The following is a 20,161-nucleotide window of genomic DNA, read 5'->3' as shown; positions in this document are numbered from 1 at the left end:
TTTGGCGCGGGCCTTGCCCGGCAGCAGCCACAGCAGATAACGCAACGTCGGATCAGGGGAACCCACACGCATGACGATGACACGGACCAGCTTTGACAAGGAAGATCTGCTGGCCTGCGCCCGTGGCGAGTTGTTCGGCCCCGGAAATGCCCAATTGCCCGAGCCGCCGATGCTGATGATGGACCGCATCACCGAGATTTCCGCCGATGCCGGCCCGCATGGCAAGGGCCATGTCGTCGCCGAATTCGACATCCGTCCCGACCTGTGGTTCTTTGCCTGCCATTTCCCCGGCAATCCGATCATGCCCGGCTGCCTGGGCCTTGACGGGCTGTGGCAGCTGACCGGCTTCAACCTGGGCTGGCGCGGCTGGCAGGGGCGCGGCTACGCGCTCGGCGTGGGCGAGGTCAAGCTGACCGGCATGGTCCGGCCCGACCGCAGGCTCTTGCGCTATTTCGTCGATTTCACCAAGGCGGTCCAGACCCGTCGCCTGACCATGGGCGTCGCCGACGGCCGTGTCGAGGCCGACGGCGAAACCATCTACGAGGTCAAGGACATGAAGGTTGCCCTGTCGGCCGCCTGACACATGAACAAGGAGCACGCCATGCGCCGTGTCGTCATCACCGGGCTGGGCATCGTCTCTCCCATCGGCAACAATGCCACCGAGGTCACCGAAAGCCTGCGCGCCGGCCGCTCGGGCATCGTCTTCGCCCCCGAATATGCCGAGCACGGCTTTCGCAGCCAGGTCCACGGCATGCCGCAGATCGTGCTCGAGGACCATGTCGACAAGCGCAACCTGCGCTTCATGGGCGCGGGCGCGGCCTATAACTTCATCGCCATGCAGCAGGCGATCGAGGATGCGGGGCTCTCGCCCGAGGATGTCTCGAACGAACGCTCGGGCCTGGTCATGGGCTCGGGCGGGCCGTCGACCGCCAACCTGTTCGAGGCGCATCGCACCGTGATCGAGAAGGGCGCGCCCAAGCGCATGGGCCCCTTCATGGTCACGCGCTGCATGTCCTCGACCAATTCGGCCTGCCTGGCCACGCCCTTCAGGATCAAGGGCGTGAACTATTCGATCACCTCGGCCTGCTCGACCTCGGCGCATTGCATCGGCAACGGCGCCGAGCTGATCCAGATGGGCAAGCAGGACATCGTCTTCGCCGGCGGCGGCGAGGAGCTGGACTGGACGCTGTCCTGCCTCTTCGATGCCATGGGGGCGATGTCGTCCAAGTATAACGACACGCCGCAGACCGCCTCGCGGCCCTTCGACGCGACCCGCGACGGTTTCGTCATCGCCGGCGGTGCCGGCGTGGTGGTGCTGGAGGAACTGGGCCACGCCCTGGCCCGCGGCGCCCGCATCTATGCCGAGGTCACCGGCTATGGCGCGACCAGCGACGGCTATGACATGGTCGCGCCTTCCGGCGAGGGCGGCGAGCGCTCGATGCGGCTGGCGCTGTCCACCCTGCCCGAGGGGCGGCGCGTCAGCTATGTCAATGCGCATGGCACCTCGACCCCGGTGGGCGACGTGGGCGAGATCAAGGCGCTGCGCCGGGTCTTCGGCGAGGGCGCGGTGCCGCCGGTGTCGTCGACCAAGTCGCTGACCGGGCATTCGCTGGGCGCGACCGGCGTGCATGAGGCGATCTATTCGCTCTTGATGATGCAGCAGGGCTTCATCGCCGCCTCGGCCAACATCACCGAGCTGGATCCCGAGATCCGCCCCGCGGAGATCGCGCAGACGCGCATGGATGATGTCGATTTCGATAGCGTCCTTTCCAACAGTTTCGGTTTTGGCGGCACCAATGCCACGCTGGTCATGTCGAAATACCGCGAATAAACCAAGAAAAGGTTAAGCCATGGGCGAATTGATGAAAGGCAAACGCGGCCTGGTGATGGGGGTCGCGAATGACCGCTCGATCGCTTGGGGGATTGCGAAGGCGCTGGCGGATCAGGGCGCGGAACTGGCCTTTTCCTATCAGGGCGAGGCTTTCGGCAAACGGGTCGCGCCGCTGGCGCAATCGCTGGGCTCGGACTTCCTGATGGATGTCGACGTGCTGGACGACGACTCGCTCGACCGTGCCTTTGCGGCGATCCGGTCGCGCTGGGGCGGGCTGGATTTCCTGGTCCATGCCATAGCCTATTCCGACAAGAACGAGCTGACCGGGCGCTTCATCGATACGACCCGCGACAATTTCAAGAATTCCTTGACGATTTCCTGCTATTCGCTGATCGACCTGGCCCGGCGGGCGCAGCCCCTGATGACGCATGGCGGCTCGATCATCACGCTGACCTATGCCGGTTCGAACCGGGTCACGCCGTTCTACAACGTCATGGGGGTGGCAAAGGCCGCGCTGGAATCCTCGGTCCGCTACCTGGCCAACGACCTGGGCCCCGAGGGGATTCGCGTCAATGCGATCAGCCCCGGCCCGATGAAGACCCTGGCCGGCGCGGCCATCGGCGGCGCCCGCAAGACCTATCGCCATACCGAGGCGAACGCGCCCATGCGCGCCAATGCCACGCTGGAGGCGATCGGCGGCACGGCGGTCTGGCTGTGTTCGGACTGGGGCGCCTGCACCACGGGCGAGATCGTGCTGGTCGATGGCGGCTATCACGTGCTGGGCATGCCGCAATCGGAAAACCTGTGATGCCCGTCCGCTTCTTCCGGGCCGAGGACGGCGCCCGGCTGGCCTATCGCGACGAGGGCGAGGGCTTGCCGGTCCTGGCCCTGCCGGGGCTGACCCGGACGGGGCGGGATTTCGACTATCTGGTGCCGCATCTGACCGGCGTGCGGCTGATCCGGCCGGATTACCGCGGCCGCGGCGATTCGGACTGGACCGGTGCCGACAGCTATACCGTCCCGCAAGAGGCGCGGGACGCGCTGGCGCTGCTGGATCACCTGGGCATCGCGCGGGTGGCGGTGCTGGGTACCTCGCGCGGGGGGCTCATCGGCATGCTGCTGGCCGCGACGGCGCGCGACCGGCTCCTGGGCCTGTGCCTGAACGATGTCGGCCCGGTCCTGCAGCGCAGCGGGCTGGAGCGGATCTTCGACTATGTCGGCCGGAACCCGGCCGCGAAAAGCCTGGAGGACATGGCGCAGCGCCTGCCCGCGCTCATGCCCGGCTTTGCCGGCGTGCCGGCAAGCCGATGGCTTGAGGAAGCCCGGCACCATTACGTCGAGACGCCCGCCGGCCTGCGCATCAATTACGACCCTGCCCTGCGCGATGCGTTCCTGGCCGCCTTCGACGGACCCGAGGTCGATCTGTGGCCGCTGTTCGACGCCACGCAGGGGCTGCCCCTGGCGCTGGTCCGCGGCGCCAATTCGGACTTGCTGTCGCATGATACCGCGATCGAGATGCAATGCCGGCAGCCGGGGATGATCCTGGCCGAGGTGCCCGGCCGCGCGCATGTCCCCTTCCTGGACGAGCCCGAATCGCTGGCCGCGATTCGGGGCTGGCTTGCCGCCATGCGGCAGGCCCACCCGCCGGCCGCGCAATTTCCGGCATGACCGAAAAGCCCGCGGCGGTTTGGGCGGGGCGGCCCTGCGCCCAGGGCACCGGCCCTTTCTGCGGCTGGGCCATGGCAGGCCCGGCAAGGCCGCGCGCCGCCAGCGTCTCGACCTCGGGCCAGAGGGCCGAGCTATGCACGCAACCGTCGACGGCCAGCACCGCCAGCCCCGGCTTGTCGGCCCACCCGGCCAGCACCGGCAGGCCCAGCTTGAAGGCGGCGGGGGAAAAGCCGGCGCCGGCCTCGACCCGGATCACGGCGCTGCCCTCGTCGATCAGCTCCGGCCGCGCATCGGGCGAGACCTTGCCGGTCGCCAGGGTGCGCAGGCAGTCTTCGATGCGATAGATGTCATGCGATTTCGCGCCGTCGCGTTCGGCGGCGGTGATGATGCGGGCGATGGCATCGGCCTGCTGGGCGTTGAAGCCGGCGCGCGTGAACAGCGATTCGACCGTCCGGCCAAACTCGGCCACCGTCACCGTCGTCCCGTCGTCCATGCGCCCTTTCCCTGGCTGATGCCCGCCAGAAAACCGGGCTTTCCGGCCTGGGCCAAGCGTTCAGGCCGGATCGCCGCCACCCGGACGGCGCCGGCCGATGCCGCGGTCCCGCCAAGCCACGGCCATCGCGCGCCAGGGCAGCAGCCCGGCGGGCAGTCGGGCATGGCGCGCGGGCGACGGCTCGGCTAAAGCGACGCAAAAGGGAGGGCGCATGGATCTGAAATGGCTTGAGGACTTCCTGAGCCTGGCCGAGACGCACAGCTTCTCGCGCTCGGCCGAGCTGCGCGGCGTCACGCAGAGCGCCTTCAGCCGCCGCATCCGCGCGCTGGAGGAATGGCTCGGCACCGACCTGCTGTCGCGCGACAGTTATCCGGTGACGCTGACGCCCGAGGGCGTGCTGTTTCGCGAAACGGCCGAGGAGGTGGTGCGCATGATCCATGCCCGCCGCGCCGAGTTCCGCGACCATGCCCGCAGCCGCGGCGGCGAGATTTCCTTCGTGGCGCTGCACAGCCTGACCGTGACCTTCCTGCCCGGCTGGCTGATGCGGCTGAAGGCGGCGGCGGGCCAGATGACCAGCCGCGTCAAGCCCGAGAATTTCGACCGCTGCATCGAGGCGCTGACCGAGGGCGGCTATGACTTCTTCCTGACCTATGCCCATCCGCAGGTGAACATCCCGCTGGACCCCTCGGGCTATCCGCATCTGGTGGTGGGCCATGACAGCCTGGTCGCCGTCGCCCGTCCGGGCTGGCCCGAGGAATGGCTGACCGAGGGCATGCCGATGTTGAAATATTCGCGCGGCTCGTTCCTGAACGCCATGGCGCGCATCGCGCTGGCCCAGCCCGGCGCGCCCAGGGTCTATGTCGCCCATACCGACGAAGCCAGCATGGCCGAGGCGATGAAAAGCATGGCCGTGGCCGGGCATGGCCTGGTCTGGCTGCCCCGCCGCCTGGTCGAGGCCGAGATCGCGACCGGCCGGCTGGAGGTCGTGGCCCCCGAACTGCCGATGGAGATCCGGCTTTACCGCAATGCCGCGCGCGGGCGCGGCATCACCGGCCGGGTCTGGCAGGCCGCGCGCGAGCTGGGCGAAGGTTATGCAGGATCGGAATAACCCAGCGCGACTTCGCATTGGAAAATACGCGCGATCCTGCCTAAATCTTTGACACACGGGGCGCGCGAACGCCCTGCCATCGCAACAGATCCGACAGAAATGCGCATCGCGCCCGCACCGCCGCCCCGGCGGGCGGCGCGCCTGTGCCCGAGGTGAACATGACCAAGACCCGCATCGAACACGACCTGCTTGGCGACCGCGAGGTGCCTGCCGACGCCTATTGGGGCGTCCACAGCCTGCGCGCCGTCGAGAATTTCCCGATCTCGGGCCGGCCGATCGGCGAAATTCCCGAACTGATCCGCGCCCTGGCCGCGATCAAGCAGGCGGCGGCGCTGGCCAATGCCGATCTGGGGCTGCTCTCGGCCGAGCGCCGCGACGCCATCGTGGCCGCCTGCGAGGAGATCCGCGCCGGCCGGCTGCACGACCAGTTCGTCGTGGACCAGATCCAGGGCGGCGCCGGCACCTCGACCAACATGAATGCCAACGAGGTGATCGCCAACCGTGCGCTGGAGATCATGGGCCATGCCAAGGGCGAGTACCAATACCTGCACCCCAACGAGCATGTGAACATGAGCCAATCGACCAACGACGTCTATCCGACGGCGTTGCGGCTGGCCTCGTGGCGGGGCTTGCAGAACGTGATCGCGGCCCTGGCCTCGCTGCGCGGCGCCTTTGCCGAGAAGGGTGCGGAATTTGCCGAGATCCTGAAAATGGGCCGCACCCAGCTGCAAGAGGCGGTGCCGATGACCCTGGGCCAGGAATTCAACGCCTTCGCCATCACCATCGGCGAGGACGAGTTGCGCCTGGCCGAGGCGGCCGCCCTGATCTGCGAGATCAACCTGGGCGCCACCGCCATCGGCACCGGCATCACCACCCATCCCGACTATGCCGAGCGGGTGCGGGCGCGGCTGGCCGAGATCACGGTGATCCCGGTCGTCACCGCCCCCGACCTGGTCGAGGCGACGCAGGATTGCGGCGCCTTCGTGCAGGTCTCGGGCGTGCTCAAGCGCGTGGCGGTCAAGCTGTCGAAGATCTGCAACGACCTGCGGCTCTTGTCCTCGGGGCCGCGGGCCGGTTTGAACGAGATCAACCTGCCGGCGAAACAGGCCGGCTCCTCGATCATGCCGGGCAAGGTGAACCCGGTCATCCCCGAGGTGGTCAACCAGGTCGCCTTCGAGGTGATCGGCAACGACATGACCATCACCATGGCCGCCGAGGGCGGGCAGTTGCAGCTGAACGCCTTCGAGCCGGTGATCGCCTACAGCATGTTCCGCTCGGTCAGCCACCTGATCGCGGCCTGCAACACGCTGGAGCATAATTGCGTGCGCGGCATCACCGCCAATCGCGACGTGCTGAAGGAAACCGTGCGCCGCTCGATCGGTATCGTCACGGCGCTGAACCCCTATATCGGCTATGCCGCCGCCACCGAGCTTGCGACCGAGGCGCATCTGACCGGCCGCGGCGTCTATGAGCTGGTGCTGGAAAAGGGCCTGCTGCCGAAAGAGCGTCTGGACGCCATCCTGCGCCCCGAAAGCCTGACCAAGCCGCAGCTTTTCGTGAACTAGGGCGGGCGCGGCGGGGTTCCGGCCCCGCCGCTTCGCTCAGCGCAGCCCCTCGCAGAAGGCCCTGATGCGGGCGCAGGCATCCGCCAGCACCGCGTCCGAGGTGGCATAGGAGATGCGGAAATGCGGCGAGAGCCCGAAGGCCGCGCCAAAGACCACCGCCACCCCGGTCTCGTTCAGCAGCGCGGTGGCGAAGGCTTCGTCATCCACGATCTGCGTGCCGCCGGCCGAGGTCTTGCCGATCAGCGCCGCGATCGAGGGATAGACATAGAACGCCCCCTGCGGCACCGGGCAGTCGATGCCGGGACAGGCGTTCAGCCCCGCGACCACCAGGTCGCGGCGGCGCTGGAACACGGCGCGGCTTTCGGCGATGTAGTCCTGCGGCCCCTGCAACGCGGCCAGCGCGGCATATTGGCTGATTGAGCAGGGATTCGAGGTCGATTGCGACTGCAGCTTGGCCATGGCGCGAATCAGTTCCTCGGGGCCGGCGCCATAGCCGATGCGCCAGCCGGTCATCGCATAGGCCTTGCTGACGCCGTTCATGGTCAGGGTGCGCGATTTCAGCCCCGGCTCGACCTGCGCCGGCGTGACGAAGCGGAAATCGTCAAAGACCAGGTGCTCGTATATGTCATCCGCCAGCACCCAGACCTGCGGGTGGCGCATCAGCACCTGGGTCAGGGCGCGCATGTGTTCGACGGCATAGCCCGCGCCGGTGGGGTTCGAGGGCGAATTGAGGATCAGCCATTTCGTCCGCGGCGTGATCGCGGCCTCCAGCTGTTCGGGGGTGATGCGATAGCCGTTCTGCATCGCGCCCTCGACCACCACGGGCGTGCCGCCGGCCAGCAGCACCATGTCCGGGTAGCTGACCCAATAGGGCGCCGGGATGATCACCTCGTCGCCCGGATTCAGCGTCGCCATCAGCGCGTTGTAAAGCACCTGCTTGCCGCCGGTGCCGACCGTCACCTGCGCGGGCGCATAGTCCAGCCCGTTTTCCCGCGCGAACTTGTCGCAGATGGCGCGTTTCAGTTCCGGGATGCCGTCCACCGCGGTATAGCGGGTATGGCCGGCGTCGATGGCGGCCTTGGCCGCCTCGCGGATATGGGCAGGCGTGTCGAAATCGGGCTCGCCGGCGGACAGGCCGATAATGTCCCGCCCCTCGGCCGCAAGCTCGCGGGCGCGGGTGGTGATGGCGATGGTGGGCGAGGGTTTGACGCGGGCGAGCGTCTGCGACAAAAAGCTCATCGAATTCATCCTGCGGCTGGCTGTCCCGTCATAGGGGCGGCGCCGCGGACAGGCAAGCCGGGGGCAAGCGTGGACGAGAACGAAGCAAGGCTGAAGCGGCTGCGGATGCGCAGCTGGCGGCGGGGCACCAAGGAGATGGACCTGATCCTGGGCCCCTTCTCGGACAGCGAGCTTGATGGGCTGAGCCCCGAGGAGCTGGACCTTTACGAGGCGCTGCTGAGCGAAAACGACCAGGATCTGTATCCCTGGATCACCGCCCGGCTGGGCGACGCCCGCCCCGGACCGCAGGCGCTGCTGCCCATCCTGGACCGCGTGGCGGGTTTTGCCCATCAGCGGCTGGCACGGAAATAGGCGCAATTTTAGCAAACTGCACGGCGATTAACCGAAGATTGGCAAATCTGCGCCATGGTGGCGGAAACGAGGCCAAGAACGGAACCCGCTTATGCAACAGCGCAGCTCTGCCCACACGGTGCCGGCCCTGCGGCCCGTGCCGCCGCGGACCAACCGGGCCGACGCCTATCTGGAAAGCCTGCAAATGCTGGAGCGGCTGCATCGGCTTTTGCTGGACCTGGTCAAGGACGAGTTCGAGCGGCTGGGCCGCTCGGACCTGACGCCGGTGCAGGCGCTGCTGATCTACAATCTCGGCACGTCGGAGGTGACGGCGGGCGAGCTGCGTTCGCGCGGGATGTATCAGGGCTCGAACGTCTCCTACAATCTCAAGAAGCTGGTCGAGCTGGGCTATGTCCACCATGAACGCTGCGAGATGGACCGCCGCGCGGTCCGGGTGCGACTGACCCCGGCAGGGCAAGAGGTGCGCGATTGCGTGGCGCGGCTGTTCGCCCGCCATGCCGAAGGGCTGGAACTGTCCGGCGTGCTGGACGACCCGCCGATCGAGGCGGTGAACCTGCAATGGCGCCGGATCGAAAGGTTCTGGGCCGAGCAGATCCGCTACATCTATTGAGGGGTGGGCGGCGTCTTCATCCGAGGATTTCCAGGCGTTTCCGTTTCTGATTCAAGATCGAAAGCCGCAGGCGATCTTGAGCAGGCGAACGTTGACTGACGGGCGATGAGAGCGAATCGGGCCGCTGCTGCCCGGCAAGGCCGGTGCTCGGGGCCGCAGCGGTGCCGACGACCGGCCGTTCACGGACGCGATCCTCTGGCTGGCACGGGGCGCTTAGCCCTGGCGCGACCCGCCACCGGCGCCGGGACATTGGCAGACGGTCCGCACCTGGTTCCGGCGGTGGACCGCGCCGAGGCATGGGAACGGCTTTTCAAGGCGTTGGGCGCCGGTCCCGCTTCCGAATGGGTGCTGATCGAGGCGACGATCTCGAAGGTCCATGCCGACGCGACCTCGCAGAAGGGGGCTTGAGGCCCACGCCATCGGCCGGTCCCGCGGCGGGCTGACGACGCAACCCCATGCGGCCGCGGACGCGTTCGGCCGGCCGATCCGGGTCACGATCACGCCCGGCCACTGGGCCGACAGCCCGCAGGCGAAAGGGCTGATCTGCGGCCTCACCGGCATCGGCCATGTCATCGCAGATATCGGATGCGACACCGATGCCCTGTGCCGGTTCATCGCCGAGGAGATGCGGGCCACCGCCCAGATCAAGCCCAACCACAGCCGGACCAACGCTTCCGACGCATCGCCCTTGGAAGCGAGAAGATCGTCGGATCCTTCAAAGCCTTCACAGACCGCGCATGCGCCATGGCCTGGATCAATCAAATGAAGACGTCGTCTAGAGCGAATTTGACGAACACCGGGTCGCTTTGAGGATTCACGCGATGAACAATGTCTGATTCACTGCTCCTGTGATTTGCCAGGAGGAGATGATGACGAGGAGCCTGAGACGAGGAGCCTGAGCGGAGACCTTCGCGGTCGGGTAATTGCAGCGATCGAAGATGGGGTTTCGACGCGGGAGGCGGCACGACGCTTCCGCATCGGCATCTCGACGGCCGGGGCCTGGTATCGCCGCTATCGCGAGACCGGCGAGATGGAAGCGCGCAAGCAGGGACAGCCGTCGCGCTCGAAGCTTGATACGCACGCGGCCTTCATTCCGGGCCTCATCGAGAAGACACCGGACATCACTCTTGCTGAGATCGGCGAGCGCCTTGCTGGCGAGCGCGGCGTGCGGGTGGCGCCCTCGACGGTCTGGCTGTTTCTTGACCGGCGCGGCATCACATTCAAAAAAAGACGGCCAAAAAAAGACGGCGCATACCTCAGAGCAGCAGCGTCCCGATGTCTTGCGCCGCCGCATAGCCTGGTTCGACGGCCAGCTCGATCTCGATCCCGAGAGGCTCATCTTCATCGATGAGACCGCGGCATCCACGAAGATGGCGCGGCTGCGAGGACGAGCGCCATGTGGCGAGCGATGCCGGGCGCCCATTCCACACGGACATTGGAAGACCACCACCTTTACCGCGGGCCTGCGGCTATCTGGCATGGCGGCACCGATGCTCTGCTCGATGGGCCAATGAACGGACCAGCCTTCCTCGCCTATGCCGAGCAGGTGCTCGCACCCGAGCTGCGCCCCGGCGACGTCGTGGTCATGGATGTCGTGGTCATGGATAATCTGCCCGCCCACAAGATCAGCGGCGTGCGCGACGCCATCGAAAAAGTTGGAGCACGGCTCCTGTTCCGCCCGCCATACTCGCCGGACTTCAACCCCATCGAGATGGCTTTCTCCAAGCTCAAGGCACTGCTCAGAAAGGTCGCTACCAGAACCGTTGACGATCTCTGGTCAGCCGTCGCCGACTGTCTATCCGCCTTCACCCCCGAGGAATGCCGGAACTACTTCGAGCCCGCCGGATATGACCCGGACTAAGTCGAATCCGCGCTAGCCCATGGTGTCCCGCAGCTTCATCGCGACATACCAGGTGATCGGCAAGGCGATGACCGCGCCCCCGGCGGCAGCCAGGAGAATGGCGCGCAGATCGTAAAATCCCATCGCCAGGACGATGATCACGCCGATCCCGGCAAGCGTGGTCAGGCTGATCGACAGCAGAATCATGAAAAGTCGGGTCATTTCCATCCTCGGACAATTGCCACATCGTAAGGGCACATTTCGAGGCGGCAGGCTTTGATAGGGATCAAAGCGGCCAGGCCCGGCCGGACAGGGGACCAAGGCAGACCCGCGGGCAACAGCGCGATTCCGCGGGGAAACCCGCCCGGCGTACCGGCCTTCCTGCGGCGATCCGCCTCACGCGGGAATGGTGCGGGTGGAGGGACTTGAACCCCCACGCCTTGCGGCGCCAGAACCTAAATCTGGTGCGTCTGCCAATTTCGCCACACCCGCAACGGCGCGTTCTCTAGCAAAGCCGCGCTTCACATGCGAGCGGTAATTTCATCCCCCCGGCCGGCGCAGCACCGCGGGCAGCGCCTCGGGCAGGTCGTCGGCGATCAGGCCGGGGCCGACATGGCGCGCGGCCCTGGCATGGACCAGCGTGCCCAGGCTGGCGGCGTCCAGCGCCGGCAGGCCGCGGGCCAGCAGGCCGGCGATGATCCCGGCCAGCACGTCGCCGGCACCGGCGGTGGCAAGCCAGGGAACATCGAAGGCGGAATGGATGCGCGCGCGCCCGTCGGGGGCGGCGATCACCGTGTCGGGGCCCTTCAGCAGCACCACCGCGCCACAGCGCGCCGCAGCGTCGCGGGCGGCGTCGAGGCGCGAATAGAGCGGCCCGCGCATTTTCGCCAACGCCTCGCGATAAGCGGCCAGTTCCGCCAGGCGCCGCGCCATCCGCGCCGGATCGGAGGCCTGGTCGCGGCCACCCGCGGCGGGCGGACGCGGATGCTCGAGGCGCTCGGCAAGGTCGGGAAAGACGCGCCCGAATTCGCCCGCATGCGGGGTCAGCACGCAGTTTTCGTGCAAAAGCGCCATCAGGCCGGGGTCGCGCGACAGGGCGGTCAGCGCATCGGCATCCAGCACCGTCGCCCGCCCCGCGCCCAGGATCGCGGGCAGCAGCGCCGCCGCGCGCTCGACCCCGCAGCCGGGACCGATGCAGAGCGCGTTGACCCGCGGGTCGGCCAGCATGTCCCGCAGCGCGGCCGGATCGTCGACGCCTCGGCGCATCAGCGCATCGGGCGGGCCGGCATGCTCCGGCAGGGCCTCGGCCGGCGGCGCCAGCGTCACCAGCCCGGCACCGATACGCAGCGCGGCGCGGGCCGAGAGGCGCGCCGCCCCGCCCCTGGCCGGCCCCCCAGCGACGATCAGCGCATGGCCGTGGCTGAACTTGTGGCCGCTGCCGGCCTCCTGCTTGCGCAGCCAGGATGCCTGCCGGCGGGCGGCCATCGGGTACCGGCGCGAATCGGGAACGGCGAAACCGGGCCAGAGGGCCTCGACGGCGGGAAAGCGGGTGATGCTTGACGGGGTCGCGCCCTCGTTCGGCTGGCGGATCCGCCACGCCGCCAGGCCGATATCGGCGATGACCAGCTCGCCGCAGCATTCCGGCCCGCGCTCCAGCAGGTGCCCCGGCTTGGGGCTGTCGAAGGCGACGGTCAGGCGGGCGCGCAGGTCGAAATCGCCGGGCTCGCGCGGCCGGCCGGGAAAGGCGCCGCTGTCCAGGCACAGCCCGCTGGGGCAGTCCACCGCCACCAGCCGCTCGCGGAAGAACGCCCAATCCCCACCCGAACCGCCCAGATAGTCCAGGATCGCGGCAATCTCGCCCTCGGGCGGGCGGGTGAGACCGGTGCCGAAGACCGCATCCACATAGACATCCGCATCGGGCCCGGCGCGCAGGGCGTCCTGGGTCAGGGGCAGGACGGGGCCCAGCGCCTGCCATTCGGCCTTCATCCGCGCCGCATCCGGCCCCGGCCGGTTTTCCATCCCCAGCACCCGCACCTGCCAGCCCGCCTGGTGCAAAAGCCGCGCCACCACATAGCCGTCGCCGCCGTTGTTGCCCGGTCCGCACAGCACCGCCACCAGGCCCGGCCTGGCCCAGCGCAGCCGGATCTGGCCGGCGACGGCGCGGCCGGCGCGCTCCATCAGTTCCGCGCCCGTCACCTGCCCGCTGGCCATGGCGGCGGATTCGATGGCGCGCATTTGGGCGGTCGTCAGGATTTCGGTGCCGTGAAGCATGCTGTCTGCCTAAATTATAATCTTGCTGCACGAAATATGCGCATATCGGCCGGGCAGATGCGATCCGCCGCGCGATCCGGGCCCTGCCCCATTTACCCGCATCATCAAACCCGCCAATCAGGTCGCAGGCAAGTCGCGAGAGAAGGATCAGGCGATGAAGAAAGTCGAAGCCATCATCAAGCCCTTCAAACTGGACGATGTGAAAGAGGCGCTTCAGGAAGTCGGCGTCCAGGGTCTCTCGGTCACCGAGGTCAAGGGCTTCGGCCGGCAGAAGGGCCATACCGAACTTTATCGCGGCGCGGAGTATGTCGTGGACTTCCTGCCCAAGGTGAAGATCGAGATGGTGCTGCCCGACGACCTGGTCGAGGCCGCCGTCGATGCCATCGTCTCGGCCGCGCGCACCGAGAAGATCGGCGACGGCAAGATCTTCATCATCCCGGTCGAACAGGCCATCCGCATCCGCACCGGCGAGACCGGCGACGACGCGGTCTGATCCCGCCCGACCCGCACAAAGAAACCGATGACCCTTGCCCCGCGGCGGCGCCGGGCAGACTGATGGAGGAAGGATCCCAATGACAGTCAAGGACGTTCTGGATCTGATGAAGACGGAAGAGGTCGAATATGTCGACGTCCGCTTCACCGATCCCAAGGGCAAGCTGCAGCACGTGACCCTGGTCGCCGACCTGGTGGACGAGGACTTCTTCGAGGAAGGCTTCATGTTCGACGGCTCCTCGATCGCCGGCTGGAAGTCGATCGACCAGTCCGACATGAAGCTGATGCCGGACGCCGCCTCGGCCTATATCGACCCGTTCTATGCCGAAAAGACGCTCTGCGTGCATTGCAACGTCGTCGAGCCCGACACGGGCGAGCCCTATGCCCGCGACCCGCGTGGCACCGCGCTGAAGGCCGAGGCCTATCTGAAATCCAGCGGAATCGGCGATACCGCCTATTTCGGCCCCGAGGCCGAGTTCTTCCTGTTCGACGACGTGCGCTATTCGGTGACGCCGCAGAAGGTCTCGTTCGAGCTTGATTCGGTCGATGCCGCCTGGAACACCGACACCGTCTACGAGGACGGCAACCTCGGCCATCGCGCGGCCCACAAGGGCGGCTATTTCCCGGTGAACCCGATCGACGCCGCCCAGGACATCCGCGGCGAGATGCTCTCGACCATGAAGCGCATGGGCATCAAGGTCGACAAGCACCACCACGAGGTCGCCACCGCCCAGCACGAGCTGGGGATGATCTTCGGCGGGCTGGTCGAGCAGGCCGACAACATCCAGAAATACAAATACGTCATCCACAACGTCGCCGCCGCCTATGGCAAGACCGCGACCTTCATGCCCAAGCCGATGAAGGGCGACAACGGCTCGGGGATGCATGTGAACATGTCGATCTGGAAGGACGGCAAGCCGCTGTTCGCCGGCGACAAATATGCCGACCTCAGCCAGGAGGCGCTGTATTTCATCGGCGGCATCCTCAAGCACGCCAAGGCGCTCAATGCGCTGACCAACCCGGCGACCAACAGCTACAAGCGGCTGATCCCCGGCTTCGAGGCCCCGGTGCTGCGCGCCTATTCGGCCCGCAACCGCTCGGGCTGCGTGCGCATTCCGTGGACCGAATCGCCCAAGGCCAAGCGCGTCGAGGCCCGTTTCCCCGATCCGGCCGCGAACCCCTACCTGGCCTTCGCGGCGCTCTTGATGGCCGGCCTTGACGGCATCAAGAACAAGATCGACCCCGGCCCGGCCTCGGACAAGGATCTCTACGACCTGCCGCCCGAGGAGCTGGCCGAGATCCCGACCGTCTGCGGCAGCCTGCGCGAGGCGCTGGAGGAACTGGAGAAGGACATGGACTTCCTGCTGGCCGGCGATGTCTTCACCCGCGACCAGCTGGAAGGCTACATCAAGCTGAAATGGGAAGAGGTCTATGCCTATGAGCATACCCCCCATCCCATCGAATACGCGATGTATTACAGCTGCTGAACGGCTGGGACAGCGACGGAAAGCCGCCCTTCGGGGCGGCTTTTTCATTCGGATCAAGGGCAACAAGCGGCGATCCGGCGCATCACCGGCAGGATCTGCGACGCCGCGGTCTCCAAGGCCTTGCCCTGGGGCGGGACGGGCCGCCGCAAAGCGGGCGGCGCGGGCCGTCCGCCATGCCGCCGCCGCAGGACCGCCTTCCCGCCCGCGATGCGGCGCCGAAGCACCGGTCACGCCCAGGCGCAGCGACGCCTGGCCCGCGCGCAAGGCCGCCACGGTGCCGCACGCTGATGGCGTCGAACACGGGGCGCCACCGGCCGAGGCCGGGTCAGCCAAAGGCCGGACCCATCGCCTTGACCCATGCGCTGCCCCTTTCGTGACAAGAGCCCGCCGGCCGCAGATGCAGGCCAGCGGACCGGTCCGATCCGTCGGACCCGGCAAAAGCGCGAAAAGGATCAATTTGTCTGAAAAAATGCGAGAATCTGGGCGCGGAACCGCGCTTGCCCCTTGCCATGCCCTGCGAACCGTCTTTTGTATGGCGCGCGGCAGCCACCGGCCCCCTGATCGGCGGATGCCTGCTTTCAGCCTCCGGCATGGGCAAGACCCGGCCTGCTACAGGATCCTAGAATGCCTTTTTTCACTGAAATACCTGATGCGACCATCGACCTGGAGGCCGCGACCCCGGTTCTCAGTCTCGGCAGCAATCTCCTGCTGAACAGACTCGCCGGCTCGACCCAATTTGCGCAATATGACGTGGATGCCTCGCAGGCCACCACGCTGCGCCGGGGCGACGATGTCTCGCTGGTGGATGGCGAGGGCAATCCGCTGCTGTCGGGCGGCACCTTCGCAGGCACCGGCACGCTGTCCTCGGCAGCGGCCAGCGTGGGCGTTCCATTGGTTGCCCAGCTCAAGGTGCAACTGAACCCGATCAACGGCTCTTTCGTCGTGGACGGCGAGGACACCTATTTCGTCTCCGACCAGCCCCTGGACAAGGACCATATCGGCGTCAAGATCACCGGCACCATCCTTGGACAGCAAATCAATCTTGCGAATGTGAACATCTCGGACCTCGGCGGTGTATTGACCGGCCCGGTTCTGTCAGCGGTGCAGAACCTGCTTGACACGCTGGTGGTCAACATCGCCTACAATCCCGCCGGCACGCTGGTCCTTGACGACGACGACGTCTTTCCCTGCTTCACCGCCGGCACGCTGATCGACACGCCCGATGGCCCGGTTCCGGTCGAATGCCTGTCGGTGGGCGATCTGGTGCTGACGGCCGACCACGGCCCGCAGCCGGTCCGCTGGATCGGCCGCCGCCGCTTTGCCGCCGACCGGCTGGCCGCCCATGACGCCCGGCTGATGCCCGTCCGCATCAAGGCCGGGGCACTGGGGCCGAACATGCCCTCGGCGAACCTGACCGTCTCGCCGCAGCACCGGATCCTGCTGCGCTCGCGCATCGCGCAGCGGATGTTCGGCACCGACGAGATCCTGGTCGCCGCCAAGCAGCTCTTGCAGATCGAGGGCGTCGAGCGCGCCACAGACCTGGCCGAGGTGGAATATGTCCATATCCTCTTCGACCGGCACGAGGTGGTCCGGGCCAACGGCGCCGCGACCGAATCGCTCTATCTGGGCCCGCAGGCCCTTGCCGCCCTGCCCGCCCCGGCGGTCGGGGAAATCCTTGCCATCTTCCCCGAACTGGCCGCGCGCAGCCATGCCCCCGAGGGGGCGCGGATGCTGGCCTCGGGGCGCAAGGCGCGCAAGCTGGCGCAGCGCCATGCGCAGAACGGCCAGCCGCTGGTCCTGGCCTGAATCGGCAGCGGCCGTGCAGGGGCCGCCGTGCCCCTGCCGGCTGCGGTTGCGGGTGCGGGGCCTTGTCGCTAAAACCCCGGCAAACCCAAGGAGCCCCGCATGATCCCGCGCTATGCCCGTCCCGAAATGGTCGCCATCTGGTCGCCCGAGACCAAGTTCCGCATCTGGTACGAGATCGAGGCGCATGCCTGCGACGCCCAGGCCGACCTGGGCGTGATCCCGCGCGAGAATGCCGAGGCCGTCTGGAAGGCCAAGGACGTCGAATTCGACGTCGCCCGCATCGACGAGATCGAGGCCGTGACCAAGCATGACGTCATCGCCTTCCTGACCCACCTGGCCGAGCATATCGGCGCCGAGCAGGCGCGCTTCGTCCACCAGGGCATGACCAGCTCGGACGTGCTTGACACCACGCTGAACGTGCAGCTGGTGCGCGCCGCCGACATCCTGCTGGCCGACATGGACAAGGTGCTGGCCGCGCTGAAGAAACGCGCCTACGAGCACAAGGACACCGTGCGCATCGGCCGCAGCCACGGCATCCATGCCGAGCCGACCACCATGGGCCTGACCTTCGCCCGCTTCTACGCCGAGATGGCGCGCGGCCGCGAACGCCTGCTGCGCGCCCGCGAAGAGGTGGCGACCGGCGCCATCTCGGGCGCGGTCGGCACCTTCGCCAATATCGACCCGGCGGTCGAGGAACATGTCTGCGCCAAGATGGGCCTCTCGCCCGAGCCGATCTCGACCCAGGTCATCCCGCGCGACCGCCATGCGATGTTCTTTGCCACGCTGGGCGTGATCGCCAGCTCGATCGAGAACATCGCCATCGAGATCCGCCACATGCAGCGCACCGAGGTGCTGGAGGCCGAGGAATATTTCAGCCCCGGCCAGAAGGGCAGCTCGGCCATGCCGCATAAAAGGAACCCGGTCCTGACCGAGAACCTGACCGGCCTGGCCCGCCTGGTGCGCATGGCCGTGGTGCCGGCGATGGAGAACGTGGCGCTGTGGCACGAACGCGACATCAGCCATTCCTCGGTCGAGCGCGGCATCGCCCCGGATGCGACGATCACCCTGGACTTCGCCCTGAACCGCCTGGCCGGCGTGATCGAAAAGCTGGTGGTCTACCCCGAGAACATGCTGAAGAACATGAACAAGTTCAAGGGGCTGGTCATGTCGCAGCGCGTGCTTCTGGCCCTGACCCAGGCCGGCGTCAGCCGCGAGGACGCCTATCGCCTGGTGCAGCGCAACGCCATGAAGGTCTGGGAACAGGGCGCCGATTTCAAGACCGAGCTGCTGGGCGACGCCGAGGTGACGGCCGCGCTTTCCCCCGCCGAGATCGAGGAGAAGTTCGACCTCGGCTATCACACCAAGCATGTGGACACGATTTTCGCCCGGGTCTTCGGGGAAAACGGCGCGCATTAACCGCCTGTTCGCTTTTCCCTGCCAGATTGCCCCCGACAGGTTTGGAATCGGGGGCAATCCATGGGTGTTCCGGCGCTCGGGGCGACGGCGGGGCTCAGTCCGCGGCAAAAGGCGGCGGTGATCGTGCGGCTGGTGCTGGCCGAGGGCGGGGATATCGACCTGGCCCGGCTGCCGCCCGAACTGCAGACCGACCTGGCGCAGGAAATGGCGCTGATGGGCATGATCGACCGCGAGACGCGCAATGCCATCGTGGCCGAGTTCTGCGACCGGCTGGAGGCGGTCGGCCTGTCCTTTCCGGGCGACATCGACGGCACCCTGGACCTGCTCGACGGCCATCTCTCGCCCGATACGACCGACCAGCTGCGGCGCATGGCGGCGCTGCACGGGGCCGGCGATCCCTGGGACAGCATCGCCGCCCTGCCGCCCGCGCTCCTGGCCGAACTGGCCCGGACCGAAGCGGTCGAGATCGGGGCGGTGATGTTCTCGAAACTGCCGGTGCCGCGCGCGGCCGAGGTGTTCGGCCTGCTGGACCAGGAACGCGCCCGCCAGATCGCCTATGCCATGTCGCTGACCGGCGGCATCACCCCCGAGGCGCTGCAACGCATCGGCCGGGCGCTGATCCAGGCCGCCGACGCCGTGCCGCAGCCGGCGCTGGAGGGCAAGGCCGGCGAAAAGGTCGGCGCGATCCTGAACTTCTCGCCCTCCAGCATGCGCGACAGCGTCCTGGCCGGGCTCGAGGACGATGATGCCGCCTTTGCCGGCGAGGTGCGCAAGACCATCTTCACCTGGGCGCATATCCCGCGCCGCATCGACCGGCGCGACATCGCCCGCATCCTGCGCGAGGTGGACAATCCCGTGCTGCTCAAGGCGCTGGCCGGCGCCCGCGGCCCGGCGCGCGAGACCGTGGATTTCCTGCTCGGCGGCATTTCCTCGCGCCTGGCCGAATCGATGCGCGAAGAGATCGAGGCGCTCGGCAAGGTCTCGGCCCGCGATGCCGAGGAGGCGATGGACCAGGTCGTGGTCACGATCCGCCGCATGGAGGCGGCGGGCGACCTGTTCCTGATCGCCCAGGAGACCGAGGAGGAGGGAGAGGAGGAAGAACCGCAAGCCCCGCCCGGCTGATGGGCGCCGGCACCCGCGATCCGGCAGGCCGTGGCAAGGCCGCCGCCACGCGCCGCGGCCTCGCCGACCACCCGACGCGGCCCCGGGCCGCCACGCGCCGCACGGGTCGCCCCGCACGGCATCGTACCGCATCGGCTTCGCGCAGCAGCAGGCCGCCCGGCGCGGCATCCGGTCCGGGTCACCCGGCACGGCATCCAGGCAGGCCGGGCGCGCCGCCTGCCGGCACATGGCAGACGGCAACCGGGACCGCATGGCAACCGGGCCCGTGGCACGCGACGGCCGGGCCGTCCGGCACATCGCGTCAAGGCCGCCCGGCGCTGGTGCCCTCGCCGATCGCGGCACCGCGTCCGGCGGCCAGCCGCAAAGGCTTGCCCGGCCCCGGCCTCTGCCCTAGCAGGGGGCGGGAGCGGCGCATCGCGCCAGGGGACGGCGGGCCAGGGGACGGCGGGCCAGGAAAACGGCAAGGACGGGACGGATGGCATGACAAATCGGATCGCGCTGGTGCTGGGGCTTCTGATCCTGGGCCTTTTCGCCGCGGATGCGCTGGTGCTGCATTGGAACCTGCCGCTGTTCCTGGGCAAGGAATTCGCCGGCCTGATCGAATATCTCAGCTTCTGGCGCTGAGGCGCCCGGCGCGGCGATTCGCCGCTCTGCAGCATCGGCCCTCGCGGCAGGCGGCCCGCCCCGCCGGCGCCAGACATCCGCGCCGCCGGCCGGACGCCGCGGCAGCGACCATATGTCGCAACAATGCCCCGGCATGGCCCTTTCGGCCCGGTTTCCGCCCCTTCCGCTCGCAGGCATTTGCATTTCCCCGGCGATGCGGGCTATTTGCAGCGCGAACATCATCAGCGGCGGAGGAAAC

17 protein-coding genes, 1 tRNA gene and 3 pseudogenes are annotated in these 20,161 nt (G+C 67.7%); 16 read left to right on the top strand and 5 right to left on the bottom strand.

What is annotated here, in order from left to right; translation table 11 throughout:
* Nucleotides 1-70: 70 nt before the first annotated feature.
* From fabA to ESD82_RS00460, 4 genes are read left to right on the top strand one after another with little or no spacing between them, the layout of a single operon-like run.
* A complete protein-coding gene (gene fabA, locus ESD82_RS00475) occupies nucleotides 71-580 on the top strand; it encodes a bifunctional 3-hydroxydecanoyl-ACP dehydratase/trans-2-decenoyl-ACP isomerase (RefSeq protein WP_024845523.1) in 510 nt (169 codons plus the stop codon).
* A gap of 21 nt (nucleotides 581-601) precedes the next feature.
* Nucleotides 602-1,831: a beta-ketoacyl-ACP synthase I gene (gene fabB / locus ESD82_RS00470; protein ID WP_147428569.1), complete on the top strand. Its 1,230-nt coding sequence runs from the start codon at nucleotides 602-604 to the stop codon at nucleotides 1,829-1,831.
* Between the two features lie 19 nt (nucleotides 1,832-1,850).
* Nucleotides 1,851-2,639 (top strand): enoyl-ACP reductase FabI, encoded by a 789-nt coding sequence (locus ESD82_RS00465; protein ID WP_024845525.1) that lies wholly within the window; start codon nucleotides 1,851-1,853, stop codon nucleotides 2,637-2,639.
* On the top strand, nucleotides 2,639-3,499 hold the full coding sequence (locus ESD82_RS00460) for an alpha/beta fold hydrolase (RefSeq protein ID WP_147428571.1): 861 nt from the start codon (nucleotides 2,639-2,641) through the stop codon (nucleotides 3,497-3,499). Before ESD82_RS00465 ends, ESD82_RS00460 begins: the two co-directional genes overlap by 1 nt.
* Before the next feature lie 97 nt (nucleotides 3,500-3,596).
* Here the strand turns inward: ESD82_RS00460 and ESD82_RS00455 are convergent.
* Nucleotides 3,597-3,992: pseudogene (locus ESD82_RS00455) on the bottom strand (Ldh family oxidoreductase); the annotation flags it as partial.
* 211 nt (nucleotides 3,993-4,203) lie between these two features.
* Between ESD82_RS00455 and ESD82_RS00450 the strand changes: the two are divergent.
* Both ESD82_RS00450 and aspA read left to right on the top strand, forming a co-directional pair.
* Nucleotides 4,204-5,100: a LysR family transcriptional regulator gene (locus ESD82_RS00450; protein ID WP_024845529.1), complete on the top strand. Its 897-nt coding sequence runs from the start codon at nucleotides 4,204-4,206 to the stop codon at nucleotides 5,098-5,100.
* A gap of 158 nt (nucleotides 5,101-5,258) precedes the next feature.
* Complete coding sequence (gene aspA / locus ESD82_RS00445; RefSeq protein ID WP_028710771.1) at nucleotides 5,259-6,665, top strand: aspartate ammonia-lyase; 1,407 nt, start codon at nucleotides 5,259-5,261, stop codon at nucleotides 6,663-6,665.
* 36 nt (nucleotides 6,666-6,701) lie between these two features.
* Here the strand turns inward: aspA and ESD82_RS00440 are convergent, their stop codons facing one another.
* Nucleotides 6,702-7,904, bottom strand: coding sequence for a pyridoxal phosphate-dependent aminotransferase (locus tag ESD82_RS00440; protein ID WP_147428572.1), 1,203 nt, complete (start codon nucleotides 7,902-7,904; stop codon nucleotides 6,702-6,704).
* A 105-nt stretch (nucleotides 7,905-8,009) separates the two neighbouring features.
* On the opposite strand from ESD82_RS00440, the gene ESD82_RS00435 reads away from it, so the two are divergent.
* From ESD82_RS00435 to ESD82_RS00420, 4 genes and pseudogenes are all read left to right on the top strand, one after another.
* Nucleotides 8,010-8,255, top strand: coding sequence for an FAD assembly factor SdhE (locus ESD82_RS00435; RefSeq protein WP_051419801.1), 246 nt, complete (start codon nucleotides 8,010-8,012; stop codon nucleotides 8,253-8,255).
* 91 nt (nucleotides 8,256-8,346) lie between these two features.
* Complete coding sequence (locus ESD82_RS00430) at nucleotides 8,347-8,865, top strand: MarR family winged helix-turn-helix transcriptional regulator (RefSeq protein WP_028710773.1); 519 nt, start codon at nucleotides 8,347-8,349, stop codon at nucleotides 8,863-8,865.
* 115 nt (nucleotides 8,866-8,980) lie between these two features.
* Nucleotides 8,981-9,675 (top strand): annotated as a pseudogene (locus ESD82_RS00425) (IS5 family transposase).
* A 43-nt stretch (nucleotides 9,676-9,718) separates the two neighbouring features.
* Nucleotides 9,719-10,726 (top strand): annotated as a pseudogene (locus ESD82_RS00420) (IS630 family transposase).
* A gap of 12 nt (nucleotides 10,727-10,738) precedes the next feature.
* On the opposite strand, the gene ESD82_RS00415 reads toward ESD82_RS00420, so the two are convergent.
* The 3 genes from ESD82_RS00415 to ESD82_RS00405 all read right to left on the bottom strand — a co-directional run bounded on the left by ESD82_RS00415 (nucleotide 10,739) and on the right by ESD82_RS00405 (nucleotide 12,976).
* Nucleotides 10,739-10,927, bottom strand: coding sequence for a hypothetical protein (locus ESD82_RS00415; RefSeq protein ID WP_024843761.1), 189 nt, complete (start codon nucleotides 10,925-10,927; stop codon nucleotides 10,739-10,741).
* Between the two features lie 185 nt (nucleotides 10,928-11,112).
* Nucleotides 11,113-11,197 (bottom strand) — tRNA-Leu (locus ESD82_RS00410).
* Between the two features lie 48 nt (nucleotides 11,198-11,245).
* Nucleotides 11,246-12,976, bottom strand: coding sequence for an NAD(P)H-hydrate epimerase (locus ESD82_RS00405; RefSeq protein WP_147428573.1), 1,731 nt, complete (start codon nucleotides 12,974-12,976; stop codon nucleotides 11,246-11,248).
* 154 nt (nucleotides 12,977-13,130) lie between these two features.
* Here ESD82_RS00405 and ESD82_RS00400 point away from each other — a divergent pair, with 154 nt between their 5' ends.
* The 6 genes from ESD82_RS00400 (at nucleotide 13,131) to ESD82_RS21660 (ending at nucleotide 19,923) form a co-directional block, all read left to right on the top strand.
* Nucleotides 13,131-13,469 carry a P-II family nitrogen regulator gene (locus ESD82_RS00400; protein ID WP_024843759.1) on the top strand — a complete coding sequence of 113 codons (339 nt, stop codon included), beginning with the start codon at nucleotides 13,131-13,133 and terminating at the stop codon, nucleotides 13,467-13,469.
* A gap of 79 nt (nucleotides 13,470-13,548) precedes the next feature.
* Nucleotides 13,549-14,955, top strand: a complete 1,407-nt coding sequence (gene glnA, locus ESD82_RS00395) for a type I glutamate--ammonia ligase (RefSeq protein WP_024843758.1) — start codon at nucleotides 13,549-13,551, stop codon at nucleotides 14,953-14,955.
* A 624-nt stretch (nucleotides 14,956-15,579) separates the two neighbouring features.
* Nucleotides 15,580-16,761 carry a Hint domain-containing protein gene (locus tag ESD82_RS00390; RefSeq protein WP_147428574.1) on the top strand — a complete coding sequence of 394 codons (1,182 nt, stop codon included), beginning with the start codon at nucleotides 15,580-15,582 and terminating at the stop codon, nucleotides 16,759-16,761.
* A 99-nt stretch (nucleotides 16,762-16,860) separates the two neighbouring features.
* A complete protein-coding gene (purB, locus tag ESD82_RS00385; RefSeq protein WP_024843756.1) occupies nucleotides 16,861-18,177 on the top strand; it encodes an adenylosuccinate lyase in 1,317 nt (438 codons plus the stop codon).
* Nucleotides 18,178-18,237: 60 nt separating this feature from the next.
* Nucleotides 18,238-19,299 (top strand): flagellar motor switch protein FliG, encoded by a 1,062-nt coding sequence (locus ESD82_RS00380; protein ID WP_024843755.1) that lies wholly within the window; start codon nucleotides 18,238-18,240, stop codon nucleotides 19,297-19,299.
* Between the two features lie 480 nt (nucleotides 19,300-19,779).
* Entirely contained in the window at nucleotides 19,780-19,923 is a 144-nt protein-coding gene (locus tag ESD82_RS21660) for a hypothetical protein (RefSeq protein WP_024843754.1), read from the top strand.
* Nucleotides 19,924-20,161 lie beyond the last annotated feature (238 nt).

Source organism: Paracoccus pantotrophus (genome assembly GCF_008824185.1).
In the GTDB taxonomy this organism is placed as follows: Bacteria; Pseudomonadota; Alphaproteobacteria; order Rhodobacterales; family Rhodobacteraceae; genus Paracoccus; species Paracoccus pantotrophus.
Note: the sequence above shows the minus strand (reverse complement) of the source record. Positions and strands in the feature narration are given on the sequence as shown.